The 17,227-nt window shown below is 61.1% G+C and carries 18 protein-coding genes; 10 read left to right on the top strand and 8 right to left on the bottom strand.

Features of this window, described 5'->3' with window-relative positions; translation table 11 throughout:
* The first annotated feature begins 165 nt into the window (after window positions 1-165).
* The 3 genes from GM79_RS05330 to GM79_RS05320 all read left to right on the top strand — a co-directional run bounded on the left by GM79_RS05330 (window position 166) and on the right by GM79_RS05320 (window position 3,103).
* Window positions 166-777, top strand: a complete 612-nt coding sequence (locus GM79_RS05330; RefSeq protein WP_152559851.1) for a hypothetical protein — start codon at window positions 166-168, stop codon at window positions 775-777.
* 211 nt (window positions 778-988) lie between these two features.
* Window positions 989-1,546: a hypothetical protein gene (locus GM79_RS05325; RefSeq protein ID WP_152559850.1), complete on the top strand. Its 558-nt coding sequence runs from the start codon at window positions 989-991 to the stop codon at window positions 1,544-1,546.
* A gap of 81 nt (window positions 1,547-1,627) precedes the next feature.
* A complete protein-coding gene (locus GM79_RS05320; RefSeq protein WP_035560382.1) occupies window positions 1,628-3,103 on the top strand; it encodes an APC family permease in 1,476 nt (491 codons plus the stop codon).
* Window positions 3,104-3,211: 108 nt separating this feature from the next.
* Here GM79_RS05320 and GM79_RS05315 read toward each other — a convergent pair whose 3' ends face one another.
* Both GM79_RS05315 and GM79_RS22770 read right to left on the bottom strand, forming a co-directional pair.
* Window positions 3,212-3,943 carry a carboxypeptidase-like regulatory domain-containing protein gene (locus GM79_RS05315; RefSeq protein ID WP_035560379.1) on the bottom strand — a complete coding sequence of 244 codons (732 nt, stop codon included), beginning with the start codon at window positions 3,941-3,943 and terminating at the stop codon, window positions 3,212-3,214.
* 458 nt (window positions 3,944-4,401) lie between these two features.
* Window positions 4,402-4,833 carry a hypothetical protein gene (locus GM79_RS22770; protein WP_051718541.1) on the bottom strand — a complete coding sequence of 144 codons (432 nt, stop codon included), beginning with the start codon at window positions 4,831-4,833 and terminating at the stop codon, window positions 4,402-4,404.
* A gap of 172 nt (window positions 4,834-5,005) precedes the next feature.
* On the opposite strand from GM79_RS22770, the gene GM79_RS05305 reads away from it, so the two are divergent.
* The 4 genes from GM79_RS05305 to GM79_RS05290 all read left to right on the top strand — a co-directional run bounded on the left by GM79_RS05305 (window position 5,006) and on the right by GM79_RS05290 (window position 8,815).
* Complete coding sequence (locus GM79_RS05305) at window positions 5,006-6,340, top strand: NAD(P)/FAD-dependent oxidoreductase (RefSeq protein WP_035560376.1); 1,335 nt, start codon at window positions 5,006-5,008, stop codon at window positions 6,338-6,340.
* Window positions 6,341-6,540: 200 nt separating this feature from the next.
* Complete coding sequence (locus GM79_RS05300) at window positions 6,541-6,771, top strand: hypothetical protein (RefSeq protein WP_035560373.1); 231 nt, start codon at window positions 6,541-6,543, stop codon at window positions 6,769-6,771.
* Between the two features lie 158 nt (window positions 6,772-6,929).
* Window positions 6,930-8,291, top strand: coding sequence for a 4Fe-4S binding protein (locus GM79_RS05295; RefSeq protein WP_035560370.1), 1,362 nt, complete (start codon window positions 6,930-6,932; stop codon window positions 8,289-8,291).
* A gap of 5 nt (window positions 8,292-8,296) precedes the next feature.
* Window positions 8,297-8,815, top strand: coding sequence for a hypothetical protein (locus GM79_RS05290; RefSeq protein ID WP_152559849.1), 519 nt, complete (start codon window positions 8,297-8,299; stop codon window positions 8,813-8,815).
* A gap of 256 nt (window positions 8,816-9,071) precedes the next feature.
* On the opposite strand, the gene GM79_RS05285 is transcribed toward GM79_RS05290, so the two are convergent.
* On the bottom strand, window positions 9,072-9,650 hold the full coding sequence (locus tag GM79_RS05285; protein WP_035560364.1) for a hypothetical protein: 579 nt from the start codon (window positions 9,648-9,650) through the stop codon (window positions 9,072-9,074).
* Between the two features lie 77 nt (window positions 9,651-9,727).
* The gene (locus tag GM79_RS05280; protein WP_200875582.1) at window positions 9,728-10,183 is read right to left on the bottom strand and encodes a peroxiredoxin; all 456 of its coding nucleotides are present in this window, start codon (window positions 10,181-10,183) and stop codon (window positions 9,728-9,730) included.
* Between the two features lie 137 nt (window positions 10,184-10,320).
* On the opposite strand from GM79_RS05280, the gene GM79_RS05275 reads away from it, so the two are divergent.
* The 3 genes from GM79_RS05275 to GM79_RS05265 all read left to right on the top strand — a co-directional run bounded on the left by GM79_RS05275 (window position 10,321) and on the right by GM79_RS05265 (window position 14,129).
* The gene (locus GM79_RS05275) at window positions 10,321-11,019 is read left to right on the top strand and encodes a glycosyltransferase family 2 protein (protein WP_035560357.1); all 699 of its coding nucleotides are present in this window, start codon (window positions 10,321-10,323) and stop codon (window positions 11,017-11,019) included.
* A gap of 248 nt (window positions 11,020-11,267) precedes the next feature.
* Entirely contained in the window at window positions 11,268-12,722 is a 1,455-nt protein-coding gene (locus tag GM79_RS05270) for a cellulose synthase family protein (protein WP_035560355.1), read from the top strand.
* A 24-nt stretch (window positions 12,723-12,746) separates the two neighbouring features.
* Complete coding sequence (locus GM79_RS05265) at window positions 12,747-14,129, top strand: hypothetical protein (protein ID WP_152559848.1); 1,383 nt, start codon at window positions 12,747-12,749, stop codon at window positions 14,127-14,129.
* 70 nt (window positions 14,130-14,199) lie between these two features.
* Here GM79_RS05265 and GM79_RS05260 read toward each other — a convergent pair whose 3' ends face one another.
* From GM79_RS05260 to GM79_RS05245, 4 genes are all read right to left on the bottom strand, one after another.
* Window positions 14,200-14,832 carry a TIGR04282 family arsenosugar biosynthesis glycosyltransferase gene (locus tag GM79_RS05260; protein ID WP_035560348.1) on the bottom strand — a complete coding sequence of 211 codons (633 nt, stop codon included), beginning with the start codon at window positions 14,830-14,832 and terminating at the stop codon, window positions 14,200-14,202.
* Window positions 14,825-15,346, bottom strand: coding sequence for a rhodanese-like domain-containing protein (locus tag GM79_RS05255; RefSeq protein ID WP_035560345.1), 522 nt, complete (start codon window positions 15,344-15,346; stop codon window positions 14,825-14,827). Before GM79_RS05255 ends, GM79_RS05260 begins: the two co-directional genes overlap by 8 nt.
* 232 nt (window positions 15,347-15,578) lie before the next feature.
* Entirely contained in the window at window positions 15,579-16,481 is a 903-nt protein-coding gene (locus tag GM79_RS05250; RefSeq protein ID WP_035560342.1) for an anti-sigma factor domain-containing protein, read from the bottom strand.
* 7 nt (window positions 16,482-16,488) lie between these two features.
* Entirely contained in the window at window positions 16,489-17,049 is a 561-nt protein-coding gene (locus GM79_RS05245) for an RNA polymerase sigma factor (RefSeq protein WP_072008543.1), read from the bottom strand.
* Window positions 17,050-17,227: the final 178 nt, after the last annotated feature.

The following is a 17,227-nucleotide window of genomic DNA, read 5'->3' as shown; positions in this document are numbered from 1 at the left end:
TGACGGGCGACGAAAGTACGGCCGGCCGGCGGATTGGGGCGGCCACGGGTTAAATCAGCACCAGCATCCGCTTCGCTGGCTGAATGGCCGCGCTGCTGAATATCACTTTTGGCGCGGCACCCAAATGCAGCCGTACCTTTCAGCATGTTGCTGCCCCCGCCCCGTATGCTGCGCTCCCGCTGGCTGCCCGCCTTGTACCGCTGGCCGCGGCAGGTATTTACGGGTCTGGCTGTGGTGGTGGGCGGACTACTGCTGCCAGGCTGCTTTCAGTTGCGGGAGCCCGAGCCGGCGGCGGCTTCCAGCGAATGGATTCAGCCCACGCAGGTGGACCTGCTGCTGGCCAACTTTGCCACCGCCGTGCAGCGCGTGAACGCGGCCAACTACGAGCGCAGCTTCAGCGGGCCCGATTTTCGCTTCGTGCCCGACCCCACCAGCGCCGGCTCCACGCCGGCCCTCTTCGCCAACTGGAGCGTGCCCGAAGAAGTCACGTACTTCACCAGCCTGCGCCGCCGCACGCCCACGGGCACCATCAACTCCCTAGTGCTGAGCGACCGGCGCGACCAGCTTTACACCACGGATTCGGTCGAGGTTTCGGCCTTGTACGAGCTGCGCATCAGCCAGCAGGACACCGCCTTTCGCGCCGGGCTGCTGCAAGGCAACATCCGCCTCATCCTGCGCCGCCGCAACAACGAGTGGCGCATCGTGGCCTGGCGCGACCAACGCACCGGGCCGGGCCTGTGCTGGACGGATTTGAAAAAGTATTTCAGCACGCGCTAACGACAGCAGATTGAATTGGGAATTAAAAATGAAGGATTAAAAATCCAGTTATCAAATTTTTAATCCTTCATTTTTAATTCTTAATTCCTGACGCAGTTGCGCTGAGCAGTATTAGTACGAAGCTGCCCAATCCGTTTATTTGGCCCGCAGAACTGCCGCCGCGCCGGTTGCCAATCGACGAATCCGGCCGCGCTGCATTTTTGGCGCCGCTATGCCTATATTTCGACTTATGAAGGTGTTGTCGCGTCCGTTTTTTCCGGTTGGGTGGCTGACTGGCATCCTGCTGATGCTGACGGTTCCTGGCTGCAATCCCTTTGCACCGGCCCTGGACGAGGTGCCCGCCAACGAAAACGACCTGCTGGGCAACCCCGTTACGGTGCGCGGCTTCTTCGACCGGTTTCGGGCCGCCTACCAGCTGCGCGACTCCACGCTCTACGGGCAGCTGCTGGCCCCGGACTTCCGCTTCACCTACCGCGACTTCGCCGCCAACCTCGACCGCTCCTGGACGCGCGACGTGGACGCGAATACCACCTACCGCCTGTTCCGGGCCGCCCGCTCCACCAACCTGCAGTGGACGCAGTACCTGCCCAGCTCCGACACGCTGGCCACCGACACGCTGGCGTATGTGGAACGCTCCTTTCTGCTCACCATCGAGCAGCGCGACAACGAGCGGTTTTCGGGTTCGGGTACGGCCCGGCTGGTGCTCGTGCGCAAGAACCGCACCGACCCGTGGCGCATGCGCAGCTGGTACGACCGCAGCGAATTTTAAGGTATTTCCGGGTTCATTTACCCAGGCTCGCCGTTCACGGCGGGCCTTTTCGTTTTCTTTGGCAAAAATCTCCGCTTTTATATGAACGAACCTCAACCCTCACAACCCCATTTTCAACGGGCCATCACCCTCTTCGATGCCATTATGCTGGTCACGGGCAGCATGATAGGCTCGGGCATCTTCATCGTTTCGGCCGATATTGCCCGTAAGGTGGGCTCCTCTGGCTGGCTGCTGGTGGTGTGGCTGCTCACGGGCGTCATCACCATGGCCGGTGCCATTAGCTATGGCGAGCTGGCCAGCATGTTTCCCAAAGTAGGCGGGCAGTACGTGTACCTGCGCGAAGCCTTCGGGCGCCTCACCGCCTTTTTGTACGGCTGGACGCTGTTCCTCGTCATCCAGACCGGGGTAATTGCGGCCGTGGCCGTGGCCTTCGCCAAATTCACGGGCGTGCTGGTGCCTTATTTCAGCGTGCAGAATATCCTGTTTTCGGTGGGCTCGTTTGGGTTCAGCTCGGTGCAGCTGCTGGCCATTATTCTCATCGTGGGCATCACCGCGCTCAATGCGCAGGGCGTGCGCACCGGCAAGCTCATCCAAAACGTGCTGGGCAGCACCAAGCTGGTGGCGCTGGGTCTGCTCATCGTGCTGGGCGTGGCCCTGGGCTTGAACTCCGAAGCCATAGCGGCCAATTTCGCGGATTTATGGTCGGCCAGCCGGCACGCGGCACCGGGCGTTTCGGCCCCCACCGTGCCCATCAGCGGCACCACGCTGGTAGTGGCCATCGGCATGGCCATGACGGGCTCGCTGTTTTCGTCGGATTCGTGGAACAACATCGGGTTTGCCGGTGAGGAAATCCAGAATCCCGAACGCACGCTGGTTCGCAGCATGGCCATCGGCACGGCCATTGTCACGGCCCTCTACATTCTCATCAACGTGGTGTACCTGCTGGTGCTGCCCATCAACGGCTTACCGGAAGCAACTACCATCGCCGGCCGCGGCATCATGTACGCCACCGACGACCGGGTGGCCACGGCCGTGGCCGAATCGGTGCTGGGCCGCACGGGCGCCTACGTTATGGCCGTGCTCATTATGCTGAGCACCTTTGGCGCCAACAACGGCATTATTCTCAGCGGAGCGCGCGCTTATTTTGCGATGGCCAAGGACGGGCTGTTTTTCCCCAGCCTGGCGCGCCTCAACGGGGCGGGCGTGCCCAGCCGGGCGCTGTGGGCCCAATGCCTGTGGGCCTGCCTGCTCTGCCTGAGCGGCAAGTACGGACAGCTCCTGGACTACGTGATGTTCTCGGTTATTCTGTTTTACGTTGTCACCATCATCGGCATTTTTGTGCTGCGCCGCACCCGGCCCGACGCGCCCCGCCCCTACCGGGCCTGGGGCTATCCGCTGGTGCCGGGCCTGTACGTGCTGCTGGCCTCCGCCTTCTGCATCATCCTGCTTTTCGCGCCCGACACGGCCGAGTTTTCGCGCCGCGGCCTGGCCCTGATGGCAGTGGGAATACCCGTCTACTTTATTTTTGGCCGCCGCTTCGGTAACCGTACCGCTTAGGTTGTTAGAATACTTGTCTGATAACTATCATAGTTGCCCACAAAAAAGGCCTCCCGATGGGAGGCCTTTTTTGTGGATTTACGCGTGCTCTAACGGAAACGGTAGTGGCTAGCGCCGGCCCCGTTTGGTTTTGGCCCGCGGCGTTAGGGTTACGTTCACGGGCCGGCTGCCGGCGCTGCGCACGATTTCGTCTTCGTAGCCGCCGTAGCCAAAAACGAGGGTATGGTCCTTGTTATTGGGGACTTCGAAAGAGTAGTTACCGTTGGCGTCGGTGCTGGTGCCTTTGCTGCTGCCTTTCAGCAACACGGTGGCACCTACCATGGGACGGCCGTTTTCATCGGCAATCTTACCCGACATCGTGACGAAGGCGGGCGCGGCGGGTTCCGGAGCGGGCGCGGGGGCGGCTACTTCAGGCTCTGGTTCGGGAGCAGGTTCGGCCGCGGCCACAACCGGGGCCGACGCGGCCACCGTACCAGGCGCGGCAGCGGTGGTTTTGGCAGCAGCAGCCGCTTTGTCGCCGGGCTTGGCGGTCGTTTTTTCCTCCTCTTCGTCTACTTTGGCCACGGGGGCAGCTTTCAGACCCGCCGCGATGCTGTCGGCCGAAGTTGGGGTTACGCCCGTTACGGCGGCATCGTCCAGCATAAAGGTGGGGGTTACCGAAGCCATTCCGTCGCCCTCGCCTTTGGGCAGGGCCACGTAGCCAATCACCAGGGCCACTACCAACCCAACCAGTATGTACAGCAAACGATTGTTGCCACCCGACATTACCTCTTCATCCTGGGCCTCAAAGTTGGGGTCGTAGGGTTGTTCTTCGTTTTTTTGTAGATTTTCAGGATTCATAATTTGACTTTATTGAAGGGGATTTAATGAAGAGTTTAAAGGCAATCGAAATAGGCTACGCATTAGCCTGCTATTCCAACAAGGCCCGCAAGTTAAGCCTTTGCCGCGTTATCCGTACCCTGCTTGTTTTTTTTGTTTGGCCGCCGAGGCAAACAGGGTTCCGGAACGGGAAGCCGCCAAATATTCGTCTTTCCGGTACCTGCGCCCAGCTTGCTGCTACACCTTGGAAGCTAGCCGGCAGAAAGCTCGTTTTCCGCTGCTTAGCCCCTCACCCCCAGTATCAAGGGTTAGTGTGCGAGGGCAAAACCGGTGGTATGTCTCCATTAATTTCACACCTAATTCGCTGTGCCAAATGGAAGGACAATACGCCACAGCGGGACCAGGCGCTAGCGGCTACTATGTACCGCTAGCGCCCGGTCCCGCTGTGGCATGGAACCTAGAAATTCATTGGGTAGCCTTTAGTTGTCGCTGATGCTTCCGTCGCCCACGGGGGGCTTGGCCGGGCCGGTGGGCGCTTTGGCCCCGAACGGCTGCTCGCGGGTGCGCAGGTTGTGGTCGAGCTCGATGCTGCCTTCGGCTTCGAAGCCGGGGCCCTGGGCCAACTCGCCGGCCCCATGGTGGTCGTTGCCCCCCTGGGGCTCGGTTTCGGAGCCACCGATGTGCAGGTTTTCGAGCTGGTCTTTCTGGTTGCTGCGTTGGGTGTAACCATTGGCGCCGGTGTTGCGGGCGGCCGACGGGTCGTTGCTGGATTTGTCGTTGCTCTGGTCCTGCTTGTACTCTTTCTGCTTTTCGAGCTCTTCGTTTTTGGGGAAATTCTTGTTTTCGGTGATGTCGGCGTGTTCGCCTTCGTTGGGGTCGGTGCCGTTGCCGGAGATGTTGTCAGGAAGCATGAAAGGGGCGCTGAAGTGAGTGGGAAATTACCGTATTAGGCGTACGCAACGCCCCGGCTTACGTTGCTGGAAGCCCGGCGGGCGGACCTTGGGCAATTACCGGGCGTAGGATTGTGGTACGGGTCCGGTTACTTTTACCACCGGTCCGGCTTCTTACCTCAACCCCTTCGCAATGCACTTGGTTATCATCGGCAACGGCATTACCGGCGTTACGTGTGCCCTGGCCGTTCGGCGCCTGAGCCCCACCGCCCAAATCACCCTGGTTTCGTCGGAAAGCGCGCACCACTACTCCCGCACGGCGCTGATGTACGTGTACATGGGCCACCTGCGCCCGCAGGACATCAAGCCCTACGAAGACTGGTTCTGGACCGAAAACCGCCTGGCGCTGGTGCACGCCGATGCCACCGCCCTAAATACGGAGGAGAAACTAGTAGTACTGGCCAACGGCACCACCCTCACCTACGACCAGCTGCTGCTGGCCACCGGCTCGGTGAGCAAGCTCTTCGACTGGCCCGGCCAGCACCTGGCGGGCGTGCAGGGCCTCTACAACCTGCCCGACCTGGCGGCCATGACCCGCGACACCCACGGCATCAGCCGGGGCGTGGTGGTGGGCGGCGGCCTCATTGGCGTGGAGCTGGCCGAAATGCTGCACAGCCGGGGCATCGAGCCCCTGGTGCTGGTGCGCGATGCCCGCTACTGGGGCGGCGTGCTCCCGCCCGAAGAAGCCAACCTGGTGGACCGGCAATTCAAAGAAAACCACGTGGCCGTGCGCTACGGCACCGAATTGCGCGAGATTCTGGGCGATGCCCAGGGCCGCGTGCGGGCCGTGGTGACCACCGCCGGCGAGGAAATTGCCTGCCAATGGGTGGGCCTGGCCACCGGCGTGGCGCCCAATCTGGCCCTGGCCCAAACCTGCGGCGTGGAAACCGACCGGGGCATTTTGGTTGACGAATACCTGCGTACCAGCGTGCCCAACGTGTTTGCCGCCGGCGACTGCGCCCAGCACCGCCGGCCGGGCGCGGGCGAAGTGCCCATCGAGCAGCTCTGGTACACCGGCCGCATGCAGGGCGAAACCGTGGCCCACACCATTTGCGGACAGCCCACGGCCTACCGGCGCGGCGTGTGGTTCAACTCGGCCAAGTTCTTCAACCTTGAATACCAGACTTATGGCCAGGCGCCGGCCGGCCCGGCACCCGGTTTGGAAAGCTTTTATTGGGAACATCCATCGGCGCGGGTGGCGTTGCGCGTGTACTTCCGTAGCGCGGCGCCGCACGCCGTGGTAGGGTTCAACGCCCTGGGCTTGCGCCTGCGGCAGGCCGTGTGCGAGCACTGGATATTAGAAGCCGCAACCATGGCAACCGTGGTGGCCGAGCTGGGTAAGGCTAATTTCGACCCCGAGTTTTTTCCGCAGCACGAGCCGGCCATTGTGCAGGCCTTCAACCAGGCGTTTCCGCAGCAGGCCGTGGTGCTGAAGCGTAAAAAAGGCCTTTTTTCATTTAAAAATTAAAAATGAAGAATTAAAAGTTGAGCTAACTGACTCTGGACCTGCACAGGAAGTCTATCTACTCGTACTTCGACTGATTTCCTTAATAGCCTCCTTTGGAAAGCCCTCGGACTTTATTCAGCAGCTTTTTGAACCTCAATTCATGCTGCTTTCTTCCCCATTTTTAATTTTTAATTCTTCATTTTTAATTCCATCCTCCTCCCGTGGACTACTCCAAACTATACCGGCCTTCGGCGCTCAACAGCTTTCAGTTCATCGCCCTCACCGGCCTGCTGATGAGTGCTGGCGCCCATCTGATTCTATACTTTTTTGTGGGCCACACACCCGCCGGGTTCAACTGGCTGTATGTGTGCTGGACGGCATTTTACGTCATTGGCACGCTCATCAATCTATTCGGCAAGCCCGATGAGCCGCACGACCATCACCACCATTGATTTGCGCTTTGGTTTTCCAGCGAGTTGCCCGACAAGGCAAGCTCCCGCTTACAAAAGCCGCCCTGCTTTAGTAGCGGGCCTTAATTGATTGCATCATAGCTCAGACTCAACACTCTGATTCTTCAAAATAGCTATTGGCCTACTACTCAACTCACCCAATGACTCCAACGCTTGCCACGCCGCCCCTGCCTACCGCCTCGCCGGTCGAAAAGCTAACCCTGACGGTGGTGGCCGGGGGCCTGCTGGCCCTGATGCTGGCCCTGACCGATGCCGACCCCGCCCGCCGGCAAACCTGGTTCTACCTGGCCCTGGGCCTGGTGAGCGCCGGCACTTTGGCCTGGAGCTGGGTGAAATTTGGCCAACAACCCGCCGGCGTGCAGCAGCATAACTTGTGGCTACGCGCCAGCTCTAGCCGCGGCGCGGTGGCCTGGGTTACGGGCTTGGTGCTCACGGGTTTCTACGTGGTGCTGTATTGGTATAGCGGCGATGATGGCCAGGGCAACTTTGGCCCCCTCAACAACTTAGTGCATGCGCTCGACGGTTTCAGCCAGTGGCTGCGCGCCCGGCCCGCCGACCAATGGTTTCTCTACGGCACGTTCTACACGCTGGCCATTCTGCTGATGGGCGCCCGCGCGCTGTGGAAATACCGGCACTCGCGCTACCAACTCATTCGCACCGCGTCGGTGATGTTCTTCCAGCTTGCCTTTGCCTTTCTGATTCCGGGCCTGCTGCAGTTCTTCCAGCAGCCCGAATTCTACTTCACCTACTTCTGGCCGCTGAAGTACGAGTACCTGTTTCCCGGCACCGTGACCTCGCTGACGCAAAACGGCGGTCTGGGCGTATTTATGGTGTTTTGGGGGGCGGTGATGACCTTTTTGGCCACGCCGGTGCTCACCTATTTCTTCGGCAAGCGCTGGTACTGCTCGTGGGTGTGCGGCTGCGGCGGGCTGGCCGAAACCGCCGGCGACCCCTACCGCCATCTCGCCGACAAAAGCCGGGCCGCCTGGCGCTGGGAAGTCCGCCTCATCTATTCCATTCTGGGCATTATTATCGCCGTAACGGTGCTGCTGTGGGTCAATTTCGCCCTCGGCAGCACGCTGCTCGGGGAAGTGGGCAACGTGGGCGCTAAGTGGTACGGCTTCGCCATCGGGGCCGTATTTTCGGGTGTGATTGGGGTGGGTTTCTACCCCATCATGGGCGCGCGGGTGTGGTGCCGGTTCGGCTGCCCCATGGCGGCGTACCTGGGCTTGCTGCAAAAGCACTTTTCGCGCTTCCGCATCAGCACCAACGGCGCCCAGTGCATCTCGTGCGGCAACTGCTCCAACGTGTGCGAGATGGGCATCGACGTGCAGCAGTACGCCCAGCGCGGCGCGCCCATCGTCCGCGCCTCCTGCGTGGGCTGCGGCATGTGCAGCACCGCCTGCCCCCGCGGCGTACTCAACCTGGAAAACGGCCCCACAGCAGGCCGGCACCAAGCCTCGCAGCTCATCCACGCGGATTCGCTGCGGATTTTGAGCTAAAAAGCATGAACTCGCTTATTACACTTACTGCTCGGGAAGAAAAAAACATGCGCGTCGTTGAGAGCGTGAGCGGACCTATTGAATACCAGACTACTCAGCTCGCTACTTTGGGAGTATATGACGAGTATTTGTCTATTCACAAAGCTTACTCCCGGCTACTTATTGACGACAGCAGCCAGGAAGCCGTAAAAAGGGCGCTGTTTATTCAATGGTATTGTTTAGCTGAGCCATCTTTCCTGAGTGGTATATGGGATATTGACCCCTTGGCTGAGCTTGCCGTCTGCACTCACCTGGATAGTTTGCTCCGCGATGGCCAAATGGATGCGGAACTAACCGAGATGCTTCAATACTACGCTTCCTGGGAGTATGGCTTTCAGTGTCCTGATTTTCAACACCTGTTAGCATTACAATCTTTTGTAACGCAATGGATGAATGGCGATTTCGGCCTTTTTTCATCTCTGCGCATGTCTGATATGGCAAATCGAGGCCAAATGGGCAGGTATTGGCTCAGCTGGGGCGGATAGAAACTGTTGTTACGCATCTCAGGCGTAAACCTCACCCCCTAACCCCCTCTCCCCAGGAGAGGGGGAACTGGTTTCTAGTCTAGAATACAAATAATCATGCTTTTTAAAACTAATTCTAGTTCCCCCTCTCCTGGGGAGAGGGGGTTAGGGTTACGCCCGAGATGCGTAACAGAAGATAGTAACTTATCAGATTCTACTTCAGAAGTAAGGCCACTATTTTGTCCTTCACGCCCCTCCCAAAGTTGCCAGCCCTTATCTACCGCACAACGGTAACTGCGGCGGTTTCGGCAGTATAAATTTCGCCGTTCGTCTGGCGGTAATATACCCGAAACTGCTGCGGCCCCGTAGCGGCGGGCGGCTGCACGAGGCTGAGTTCCGCATACCGAAACGGTTCGAGCGGGTTTTGCCGCGAGGGCACCGGAAACGAGTTCAGCCCGCCCACGGCCAGCAAATCGGTGAGGGGCGTGCCCGCTGGGTGCTGCGCATCATAATCGTTCAAGCTCGTCACGCTCAGACTATCCATCCGCTCGGTCGAGCCGCGGCTGCCGGCCGGCAAGGGGTCGCAAGCGTAGGCCGCCGACATAAAACCCCGGCTTGGTGCCACGGTATAGTGCCGCTCCCGCAACAGCAGAAACAGCCGCAGCTCGCGGCTGGCTACGGAGGCACCGGGCGACACTACTTCCCAGGGCTTGTCCACCGGCTGCCGGGTCACGGCCACGTCAAGGCCCTGCACGTCGAAGTAGGTAGGCGGATTGTCCCGGCCGCACTCGTTGCCCAGCAGGCCGCAGGCGGGCAAACCGAGCACCAGCGCCGCCAATAGTCCGTATTTTTTCATGGGGTTGAATTTAGTCCCTGAAACCGAAAGCAGGCCGCCCCGCCCGGCAGAGGCTTCGGTTCCTGCCGGAGAAGCTGCTACGCGGCCAGGCCCTGCAGCACCTCCTTGGTTTTGCTCACGTGGTCGGTGGCGCCGCTCAGGGAGTTGAAGATGTAGCGGATGATGCCTTCGCTATCAATTACATATGTAACGCGACCCGGCAACAGACCCAGCAGGGCGCGGGGCACTTCGTAGAGCTTACGCACGTCGCCTTTCTCATCGGCCAGCAGCTGGAAGGGCAGGCGGTGCTTGGCGGTAAATTTCTGGTGTGACTTCTCGCTGTCGGAGCTGATGCCGACGACCTCCGCGCCGAGGTCCTTAAAATCCTCATACTGGTCGCGAAAGCTGCAGGCCTGGGCCGTGCAGCCGGGCGTGTCGTCTTTGGGGTAGAAATACAGCACCACGTGCCGGCCACGCAGCGAGGAGAGCTGAAAGCTTTCGCCGGTGGTGGTTTTCAGGGTGAAATCGGGGGCGGGTTGGCCGAGCTTGAGCATGATTTAGCGAAATGAATGACAGCCGCAAAGATGCGGTTCCGCGCTGCTTTACGGCGGCGGCAGCATCTTTGTGGTGCGGTTGGCGTGTCCTGTCCGGTTTTCTGCGTTGTGGCGGTTCGGTCGCACGTTCCTTTTTCATGCCCCAGCCCCGCATCAGCGTCATCATTCCCGCTCACAACGAAGCCAATGCCATTGGGCTGGTGCTGGCCGAAATTCCGGCTGGCCTGGTGCAGGAAGTGGTGGTGGTTGATAATAATTCGACCGACGACACCAGCCGCGCGGCGGCGGCGGCCGGTGCCACCGTGCGGCACGAAGCCCGCCCCGGCTACGGCTACGCCTGCCTGGCGGGCATGGCCTACGTCTTCGGCAAGCCCCAATCCGAGTGGCCTGACATCGTCGTATTTCTCGACGGCGACCACTCCGATTACCCCGAACAAATGCCCGAACTGCTGGCGCCCCTGCTGGCCGGCACCGCCGATATGGTGATTGGCTCGCGGGCGCTGGGCGTGCGCGAGCGCGGGGCGTTGCTGCCGCAGCAGCGCTTCGGCAACTGGCTGGCTTCGCGCCTGCTGCGCCTGCGCTACGGCGGCACCTTCACCGATTTAGGTCCCTTTCGGGCCATTCTCGCCCCTGCCCTGCTCGGCCTGCACATGGAAGACAAAACCTACGGCTGGACGGTAGAAATGCAGGTGAAAGCCGCCCGCCAGGGCCTGCGCACCGTGGAAGTGCCCGTGCGCTACCGCAAGCGTATTGGCACCAGCAAGGTATCGGGCACGGTGCGCGGCACCATCGGCGCGGGCTATAAGATTTTGTGGACCATTTTCCGGTACTGGTAAGTGCGCTTGGGGTCAATTAGCAATTGATTTGTAATGAATAATTGTTTGGCGCGTCTGCCGACTAAACTCAAGGCTTATTCTTAAATACAGATGAGTCATTCTGAGCGTAGTCGAAGCAGACGCCAGATAAGCCTGACCGTCGGTTTTATATTTTTTCGTATTCAGGAGCAAGTCTGTTATCTCTGACTATTTACTCGGTTTTTTCAGCCACGTTTTTCTGTGTTCTTGACTTTTCGTTTTCCCTCCTGATGCCGCTGCTGCCCCTTTTGCTCGTGGTGGTGTACGGGATGTGCCTGCTGTTTATTGTTGGCTTTAGTATGGGCCAGTGGCACCTTACGCGGTTGGCGCTGCGGGCCTACGCCGCGCCGCCGGCTCTGCCCCCGCCGGCCCCCGCCGAATGGCCCCGCGTGACGGTGCAGCTGCCGCTCTACAACGAACAGAACGTGGTGGAGCGCATTATCGACGCCACGGCGGCCCTCGACTACCCGGCTGATTTACTGCATATCCAGGTACTCGACGATTCTAACGATGCTACCGTGAGCCTGGCCGCGGCCCGCGTGGCACACCACACCGCCGGCGGCCTGCGCATCAGCCACGTGCGGCGGCCCGACCGGGAGGGCTACAAAGCGGGTGCCCTACGCCACGGCCTGACCGAAACCGATGGAGAATTCATCGCCATTTTCGACGCTGACTTCGTGCCGGAACCGGGCTTTTTGCGCCGCACCGTGCCCTACTTCTTGCAGGATGCGGCCGTGGGCGTGGTCCAGACGCGCTGGGGCCACCTCAACCAGGACGAGTCGCTGCTCACGCGCCTGCAGGCGTTTGGGCTGGATGCGCACTTTCTCATCGAGCAAGTGGGGCGCACGTTTGCCGGCTATTTCATCAATTTCAACGGCACCGGCGGCGTGTGGCGCCGCACCTGCATCGACGATGCCGGCGGCTGGCACATCGATACCCTCACCGAAGACCTCGACCTGAGCTACCGCGCCCAGCTGCGCGGCTGGCGCTTTGTGTACCGCCCCGAGATTGTGGCCCCCGCCGAGCTGCCCGCCGTGATGGACGCGCTCAAATCGCAGCAGTTTCGCTGGACCAAGGGCGCGGCCGAAACCGCCCGCAAGCACCTGGGCCCGCTGTGGCGCTCGGCGCAGCCACTGGCCACCAAGCTGCACGGCTCCTTCCATTTGCTCAACAGCAGCGTGTACGTGGTGATACTGCTGATGGCCTTGCTGAGCGTGCCACTGGTGTTTGTACGCAGGGATTACCACGAGTTTAAATTCGTTTTTCAGCTGGCTTCGGTGTTTCTGCTGGGCTTTGTGCCGCTCATCTATTATTACTACACGGCGTGGCGGCTGGCGCGGCCTACTGGAAAAGCGTCGTTATATCCGGGCTTTTTTCTGCTGTTTCTCTCGGTTTCCATGGGCCTGGCGCTGCACAACGCGCGCGCCGTCGTGCTGGGCTGGATGGGCCAGCGCACGCCTTTCGTGCGCACGCCCAAGGCCGGTAGCGGGGGCCGCGCCAAGCGGCGCTATCGCACCGGGGGCGTGGGCGCGCTGGTACTGCTGGAAGGGTTGCTGGCCGGGTATTTCGCCTTTGGGCTCGGGGCCGGCCTCTACTTCGGCGATGCCGGCCTGCTGCCTTTCCATACCCTGCTCACGCTGGGCTTCGCGGCGGTGTGCTATTATTCGGTGCGCCACGCCCGGTAGTACGAGCCTCAGCAATTCATCCTCGTGGCCAGTAAGCTCCCTTCAGTATCACAATTAGCCGCCGTGGCGGTTTCGGGCGGGGCATATTGGGGCCTGGCTTATGCCACGCCCCGGACGGATTTCGGGCAATTGGTCGGGCTGTTTGCGGTGGCCCTGCTGGCGTATGCCTGGCTGCTGCGCAGCCGGCTACCGTGGCGCTGGGGCGTGGCGGCGGCGCTAGGCTTCCGGCTGCTCTGGCTGCCCGCCGTGCCCGCCCTGTCCGACGATGCCTACCGGTTTCACTGGGACGGGCTTTTGGTGGCCCACGGCGTCAATCCTTTCCTGTTTCGTCCCGCCGAAATTATTGCCGACGGGGCCCGCACGGCAATCCCGGACGAGGCCGCCCGCGCCCGGCTGCTGCCGGAGCTGCAGCAACTCTACCGCCAGCTCAACTCGCCACAATACTATTCGGTGTACCCGCCCGTGTGCCAGTATGTTTTTGGCGCGGCGGCATGGGCGTTTCCAACTTCGGACCGGGGGTTTGCCCTGGGCCTGCGCGGTGTTATTCTGGCAGCGGAAATTGCCGCGGCGTGGCTGCTGCTGGCCTTGCTGCCGGCTCTGGGGTTCGCACCGGAACGCGCCCTGGGCTATCTGCTGCACCCATTGGTAATTGTGGAGCTGACCGGGAATCTTCACTTTGAGGGGCTGGTTTTCAGCTTCGTGCTTTTGGCATTCTGGCTGCTCAGTCGCGGCCGCTGGCGGATGTCGGCGCTGGCGCTGGCGCTGGGCGTGGCCACTAAGCTACTACCGCTGCTGGCGCTGCCGCTGTTGGTGCGGCGCCTGGGCGGGCGGCGCTTCGTGGGGTACGCCGGGCTGAGTATTGGGGCCGTTGTCCTGCTCTTCGTCCCGTTTCTTTCCGCGGATTTAGTCGCCAACTTCAGCCGCAGCCTCAACCTGTATTTTCGTAGCTTCGAGTTCAACGCCAGCGTGTACTACCTGGTGCGCTTCCTCGGAATCCGGCTCACTTCCTACAACGAAATCGCCATTATTGGCCCGGCGCTGGCGCTGGGCAGTGGGCTGGTTGGGCTGGGGCTGGCATGGCGGGAGCGGCTCCCGCGGCTGGCCTCGCTGCCGCAGACGCTGCTGCTCGTGCTCACGGGATACTTCCTGCTGGCCACCACCGTGCATCCGTGGTACCTCACGCTTTTGGTGGGTCTGAGCGTTTTTTCGCGGTTCCGCTACCCGCTGGTTTGGGGTGGTATGGCAGTGCTCTCCTATGCCGCCTACCGCTCCAGCACCTACACCGAAAACCTCTGGCTGGTCGCGCTGGAATACGCCGTTACGCTAAGCTTATTAGGGATAGAATTATACGTTGCTGCTAAGGACCGGCAACCCAAACCGACAGGCGAAGCACTGCCTACCAAATAGTTAATCAGCCGGCCTTAATGTGCAAGCCGCAAGCTTGTGACTGGCTGCTTCCCAGCAATACCACTTATAATCAGGCTTGCGCGGCGCGCCAGGTGGCCAAATCGGCGGCGGTATCCACGTCGTGCAGCGCGGGCAGCAGGGCCACCTGGCAGCCCAGCCGCCCGGCGTCGGCTACGGTATCGGCCAGCACCGACGCGGTGCTCCACTGCTTGTTCAGAAACAGCTCGGGCTGCGGCTGGCGCATACCCAGCAGGTAGTAGCCGCCATCGGTGGCCGGGCCAAGCACCACTTCATGCGCATCTAGCAAGGCAAATGCCTGGGTCAGGTGCGACTCGCGCAGGCCCGGACAATCGGTACCGATGATGGCCACGCGCCCGGCCCCGGCGGCAAAAGCGGCGGCAAAAGCGGCCGTCATGCGCTGGCCCAGGTCGCCAGCGGCCTGGCACCGCACCGGAATGCCGGCCCACTCCCGGGCTTCCGTTTCGGTGGGCTCGGAGCCGGCAGTACCGGCCAGCCAAACGGTGGTGGCCACGCCCGATTCCAGTACGGCCGTGCGTGTAATGCCCAGCAGCTCCTGGTAAATGGCCAGCGCGGCGGCCTCGCCCACTCCGGCGGCCAACCGGGTTTTTACCAATCCCAGCGCGGGCACGCGGGCAAAAATCAGCAGGTGCGCCTTTTCATCGGCAGTCAGGGAGTTATTCATACACTTTTCGGCCGTTTTTCAGCCACGGGCTCCAGAGGGCCGAGTACGGGTGCACGTCAAGCGTGGCACCTTGGGCGTTGTAAACAGGATGGTTTTGATTGACCCATTCGAACAGTCCGCCGTATAAATTGCGGACATTGCGGAAGCCAAGGGCCTGCAACCGCTCCCCCAGCCGCTCGCTGCGGTAGCCCACCGAGCAGTACACCACCACCGGCCGGCTGCGGTCGAGGCCCGCAAATTGCTCGTTGGCCAGCGAGTCGTAGTTCACGAACCGGGCCCCTCGCAAATGGCTGACCCGGAATTCGGCGGGGCTGCGCACGTCCAACAGCTGCGGTTTCACCGGCTCACTCAGTTCCTTGGCCAGCGCCGCGGGCCCCACGGTGGGCACAGTGTTGCGGTACAGGGCTTGCAGCATGCGGGCGTAGGCCGCACTGGTTTTGCCGGGCTCGGTCTGGCCGCAGGCCGTTAAAGCAACCAAACTAAGACAGACGAAAGCAGCACGTTTTAAAGCCATAGGGGAAGGTAAAAAGTACTGCTTTTGCAAATAAATTAATCAACCAAGCAGTGCCTGTTAAAAGTGCCGTGCGCAGCGGTTGAGTCCAAACCTAGCAAGGTCAGCCAGCTAACCACCTGCCAACAAAGCAAAATTACCGCCCGCCAGCCGGTTCAGCTAGCAAGCGGTAATCAATTGCAACGTGCTGATGATTGGCGCACGACGCCAACGCGCCATTCCGATTACGCGCCAGCTAGATGTTTCCGATTACGGTCATCGTGCTCAGGGTTGGGCTGATGCTGCCGCCCATTGGTTCTACCGTCATGGCGAAAGCCTGAGCGCTGGCAATGTCCTTCATGGCTTGCAGGCCCGCGCCGGTAGCGGTGGCCACGGTGAGCACGCCGGCATCCACGGGCTTGCCGTTGTCGAGGGCCCAGAGCTGGTATTGCTGGCCGGCGGGCAGCGCAGGCAGGCTTTTCACATCCAGGTACACCTTTTTGGTGGAAGCGTTGTAGAGCACACGGGCTTTGGCCGAGGGGGCGGTTTTGGTGCCCGCAAGGGCCACGGACCGGAACTCGTCGTTACGCAGCACCTGGTTTTCCTGGCGCAGGTTGCCGAGCTGGCGGTCCATCACCTGGGTGGTGGTAGCAAAACGGGCCTGGTCGCCTTGCAAAGCCACCAGGTCGCTGTTGGCATCTTGCCAGCGGGAATAAAACAGGGCATTGGCCGCCAGGCTCATAATGAGGGCCACGGAGGCGGCCATCGCCCAAACAGAGCGCCCAGCGGGCTCGGCCACGGGGGCCGACGAGAGCGGGCGTACCACGGCCTCGGCAGCAGGGGCGGCCGAAGCAAGAGGCGTGCGGGTAGCGGCCGGAGCCTGCGCCACGGCGTCTACATCGGCGCGCAGGGCGCTGGCGGGGGTGGCAATTTGAGCCATCACATTGGCCAACACCCGCTCGCGCATCCCGGCGGGTGGCGTGATGGCGTGGGCTTCGGCGTAGAAACCGAGGGCTTGTTGAACCTGTGTCAATTCGTCTTGAATTTCGGGGTGGCGGGCAGCGAGCCCGGCAACCTCCGACTGCTGAGCGGGCGTCAGCTCCCCGAGAGCGTATTGCTCCAGGATGCCCGATTCTATATAGTCTTGGATATTTTCCACGGTTGATTTAGCGAATGAGTTTGCTCAGGACTTTGATGGCGGTGCGGGCCCGGGTTTTCACCGTTCCCAGCGGAATGTTGAGCTCCTCGGCCACCTCACTTTGGGTGAAGCCCTCGAAATAGAGCAAGTCGATAATCAGGCGTTGCTCAGGAATCAGCTTTTGGGTAATCTCTTGCAAACCAATGTGCTCCGGGCGGAAGGTCGTGGGCGCGGCTTGGCGCTGCGCCGTCAGACTTTCGTCCAGTCCCTGAGTTCGAGAACCTACGCGGTGCTGTCGCGAACGGATTTTATCGATGCTGAGATTTCGGCAAATATTAAGCACCCAGGTAAAGAGGCGGCCCTTGCCGGGGTCGTAGCTGGCAAAGGCGTGCCAGATTTTCACGAGGGCCTCCTGCAGCACGTCCTCGGCTTCGTCTTCGGCCTTCACAATGCGAAAGATGACGCCGTAAAGCGCCGCCGAGTACCGGTCGTAGAACAGTGTCATCGCCGCCTCGTCGCGGGCCTGGAGCCGCCGGACGAGTTCCGCCTCGGCGGCGGGTGGTAGGGAAATAAGGGAGGTATCGGGCACGGGAGTGACAGAAAGTGGAGGATGGAACCGAAAGCGGAGCCATTGCAAGCGCACGAAAATACGCGGTGGCACCTAATTGCCACCATGCTGCAAGGCATTGCGTAACCACACTACCTTGCCACAAGTTGAAGCTTGGCGCAGCGGAGGTAATCGCGCCGCGTTAATCCTTGACAAAGTC

It is taken from the genome of Hymenobacter sp. IS2118 (genome assembly GCF_000715495.1).
GTDB lineage: Bacteria > Bacteroidota > Bacteroidia > Cytophagales > Hymenobacteraceae > Hymenobacter.
Note: the sequence above shows the minus strand (reverse complement) of the source record. Positions and strands in the feature narration are given on the sequence as shown.

Bases quoted from the DNA above. Each gene is read 5' to 3' on its own strand.
- GM79_RS05330 (WP_152559851.1), top strand. From the start codon at position 166: ATGCTGCGCTCCCGCTGGCTGCCCGCCTTGTACCGCTGGCCGCGGCAG.
- GM79_RS05325 (WP_152559850.1), top strand. From the start codon at position 989: ATGCCTATATTTCGACTTATGAAGGTGTTGTCGCGTCCGTTTTTTCCG.
- GM79_RS05320 (WP_035560382.1), top strand. From the start codon at position 1,628: ATGAACGAACCTCAACCCTCACAACCCCATTTTCAACGGGCCATCACC.
- GM79_RS05315 (WP_035560379.1), bottom strand. From the start codon at position 3,943: ATGAATCCTGAAAATCTACAAAAAAACGAAGAACAACCCTACGACCCC.
- GM79_RS22770 (WP_051718541.1), bottom strand. From the start codon at position 4,833: ATGCTTCCTGACAACATCTCCGGCAACGGCACCGACCCCAACGAAGGC.
- GM79_RS05305 (WP_035560376.1), top strand. From the start codon at position 5,006: ATGCACTTGGTTATCATCGGCAACGGCATTACCGGCGTTACGTGTGCC.
- GM79_RS05295 (WP_035560370.1), top strand. From the start codon at position 6,930: ATGACTCCAACGCTTGCCACGCCGCCCCTGCCTACCGCCTCGCCGGTC.
- GM79_RS05290 (WP_152559849.1), top strand. From the start codon at position 8,297: ATGAACTCGCTTATTACACTTACTGCTCGGGAAGAAAAAAACATGCGC.
- GM79_RS05285 (WP_035560364.1), bottom strand. From the start codon at position 9,650: ATGAAAAAATACGGACTATTGGCGGCGCTGGTGCTCGGTTTGCCCGCC.
- GM79_RS05280 (WP_200875582.1), bottom strand. From the start codon at position 10,183: ATGCTCAAGCTCGGCCAACCCGCCCCCGATTTCACCCTGAAAACCACC.
- GM79_RS05275 (WP_035560357.1), top strand. From the start codon at position 10,321: ATGCCCCAGCCCCGCATCAGCGTCATCATTCCCGCTCACAACGAAGCC.
- GM79_RS05270 (WP_035560355.1), top strand. From the start codon at position 11,268: ATGCCGCTGCTGCCCCTTTTGCTCGTGGTGGTGTACGGGATGTGCCTG.
- GM79_RS05260 (WP_035560348.1), bottom strand. From the start codon at position 14,832: ATGAATAACTCCCTGACTGCCGATGAAAAGGCGCACCTGCTGATTTTT.
- GM79_RS05255 (WP_035560345.1), bottom strand. From the start codon at position 15,346: ATGGCTTTAAAACGTGCTGCTTTCGTCTGTCTTAGTTTGGTTGCTTTA.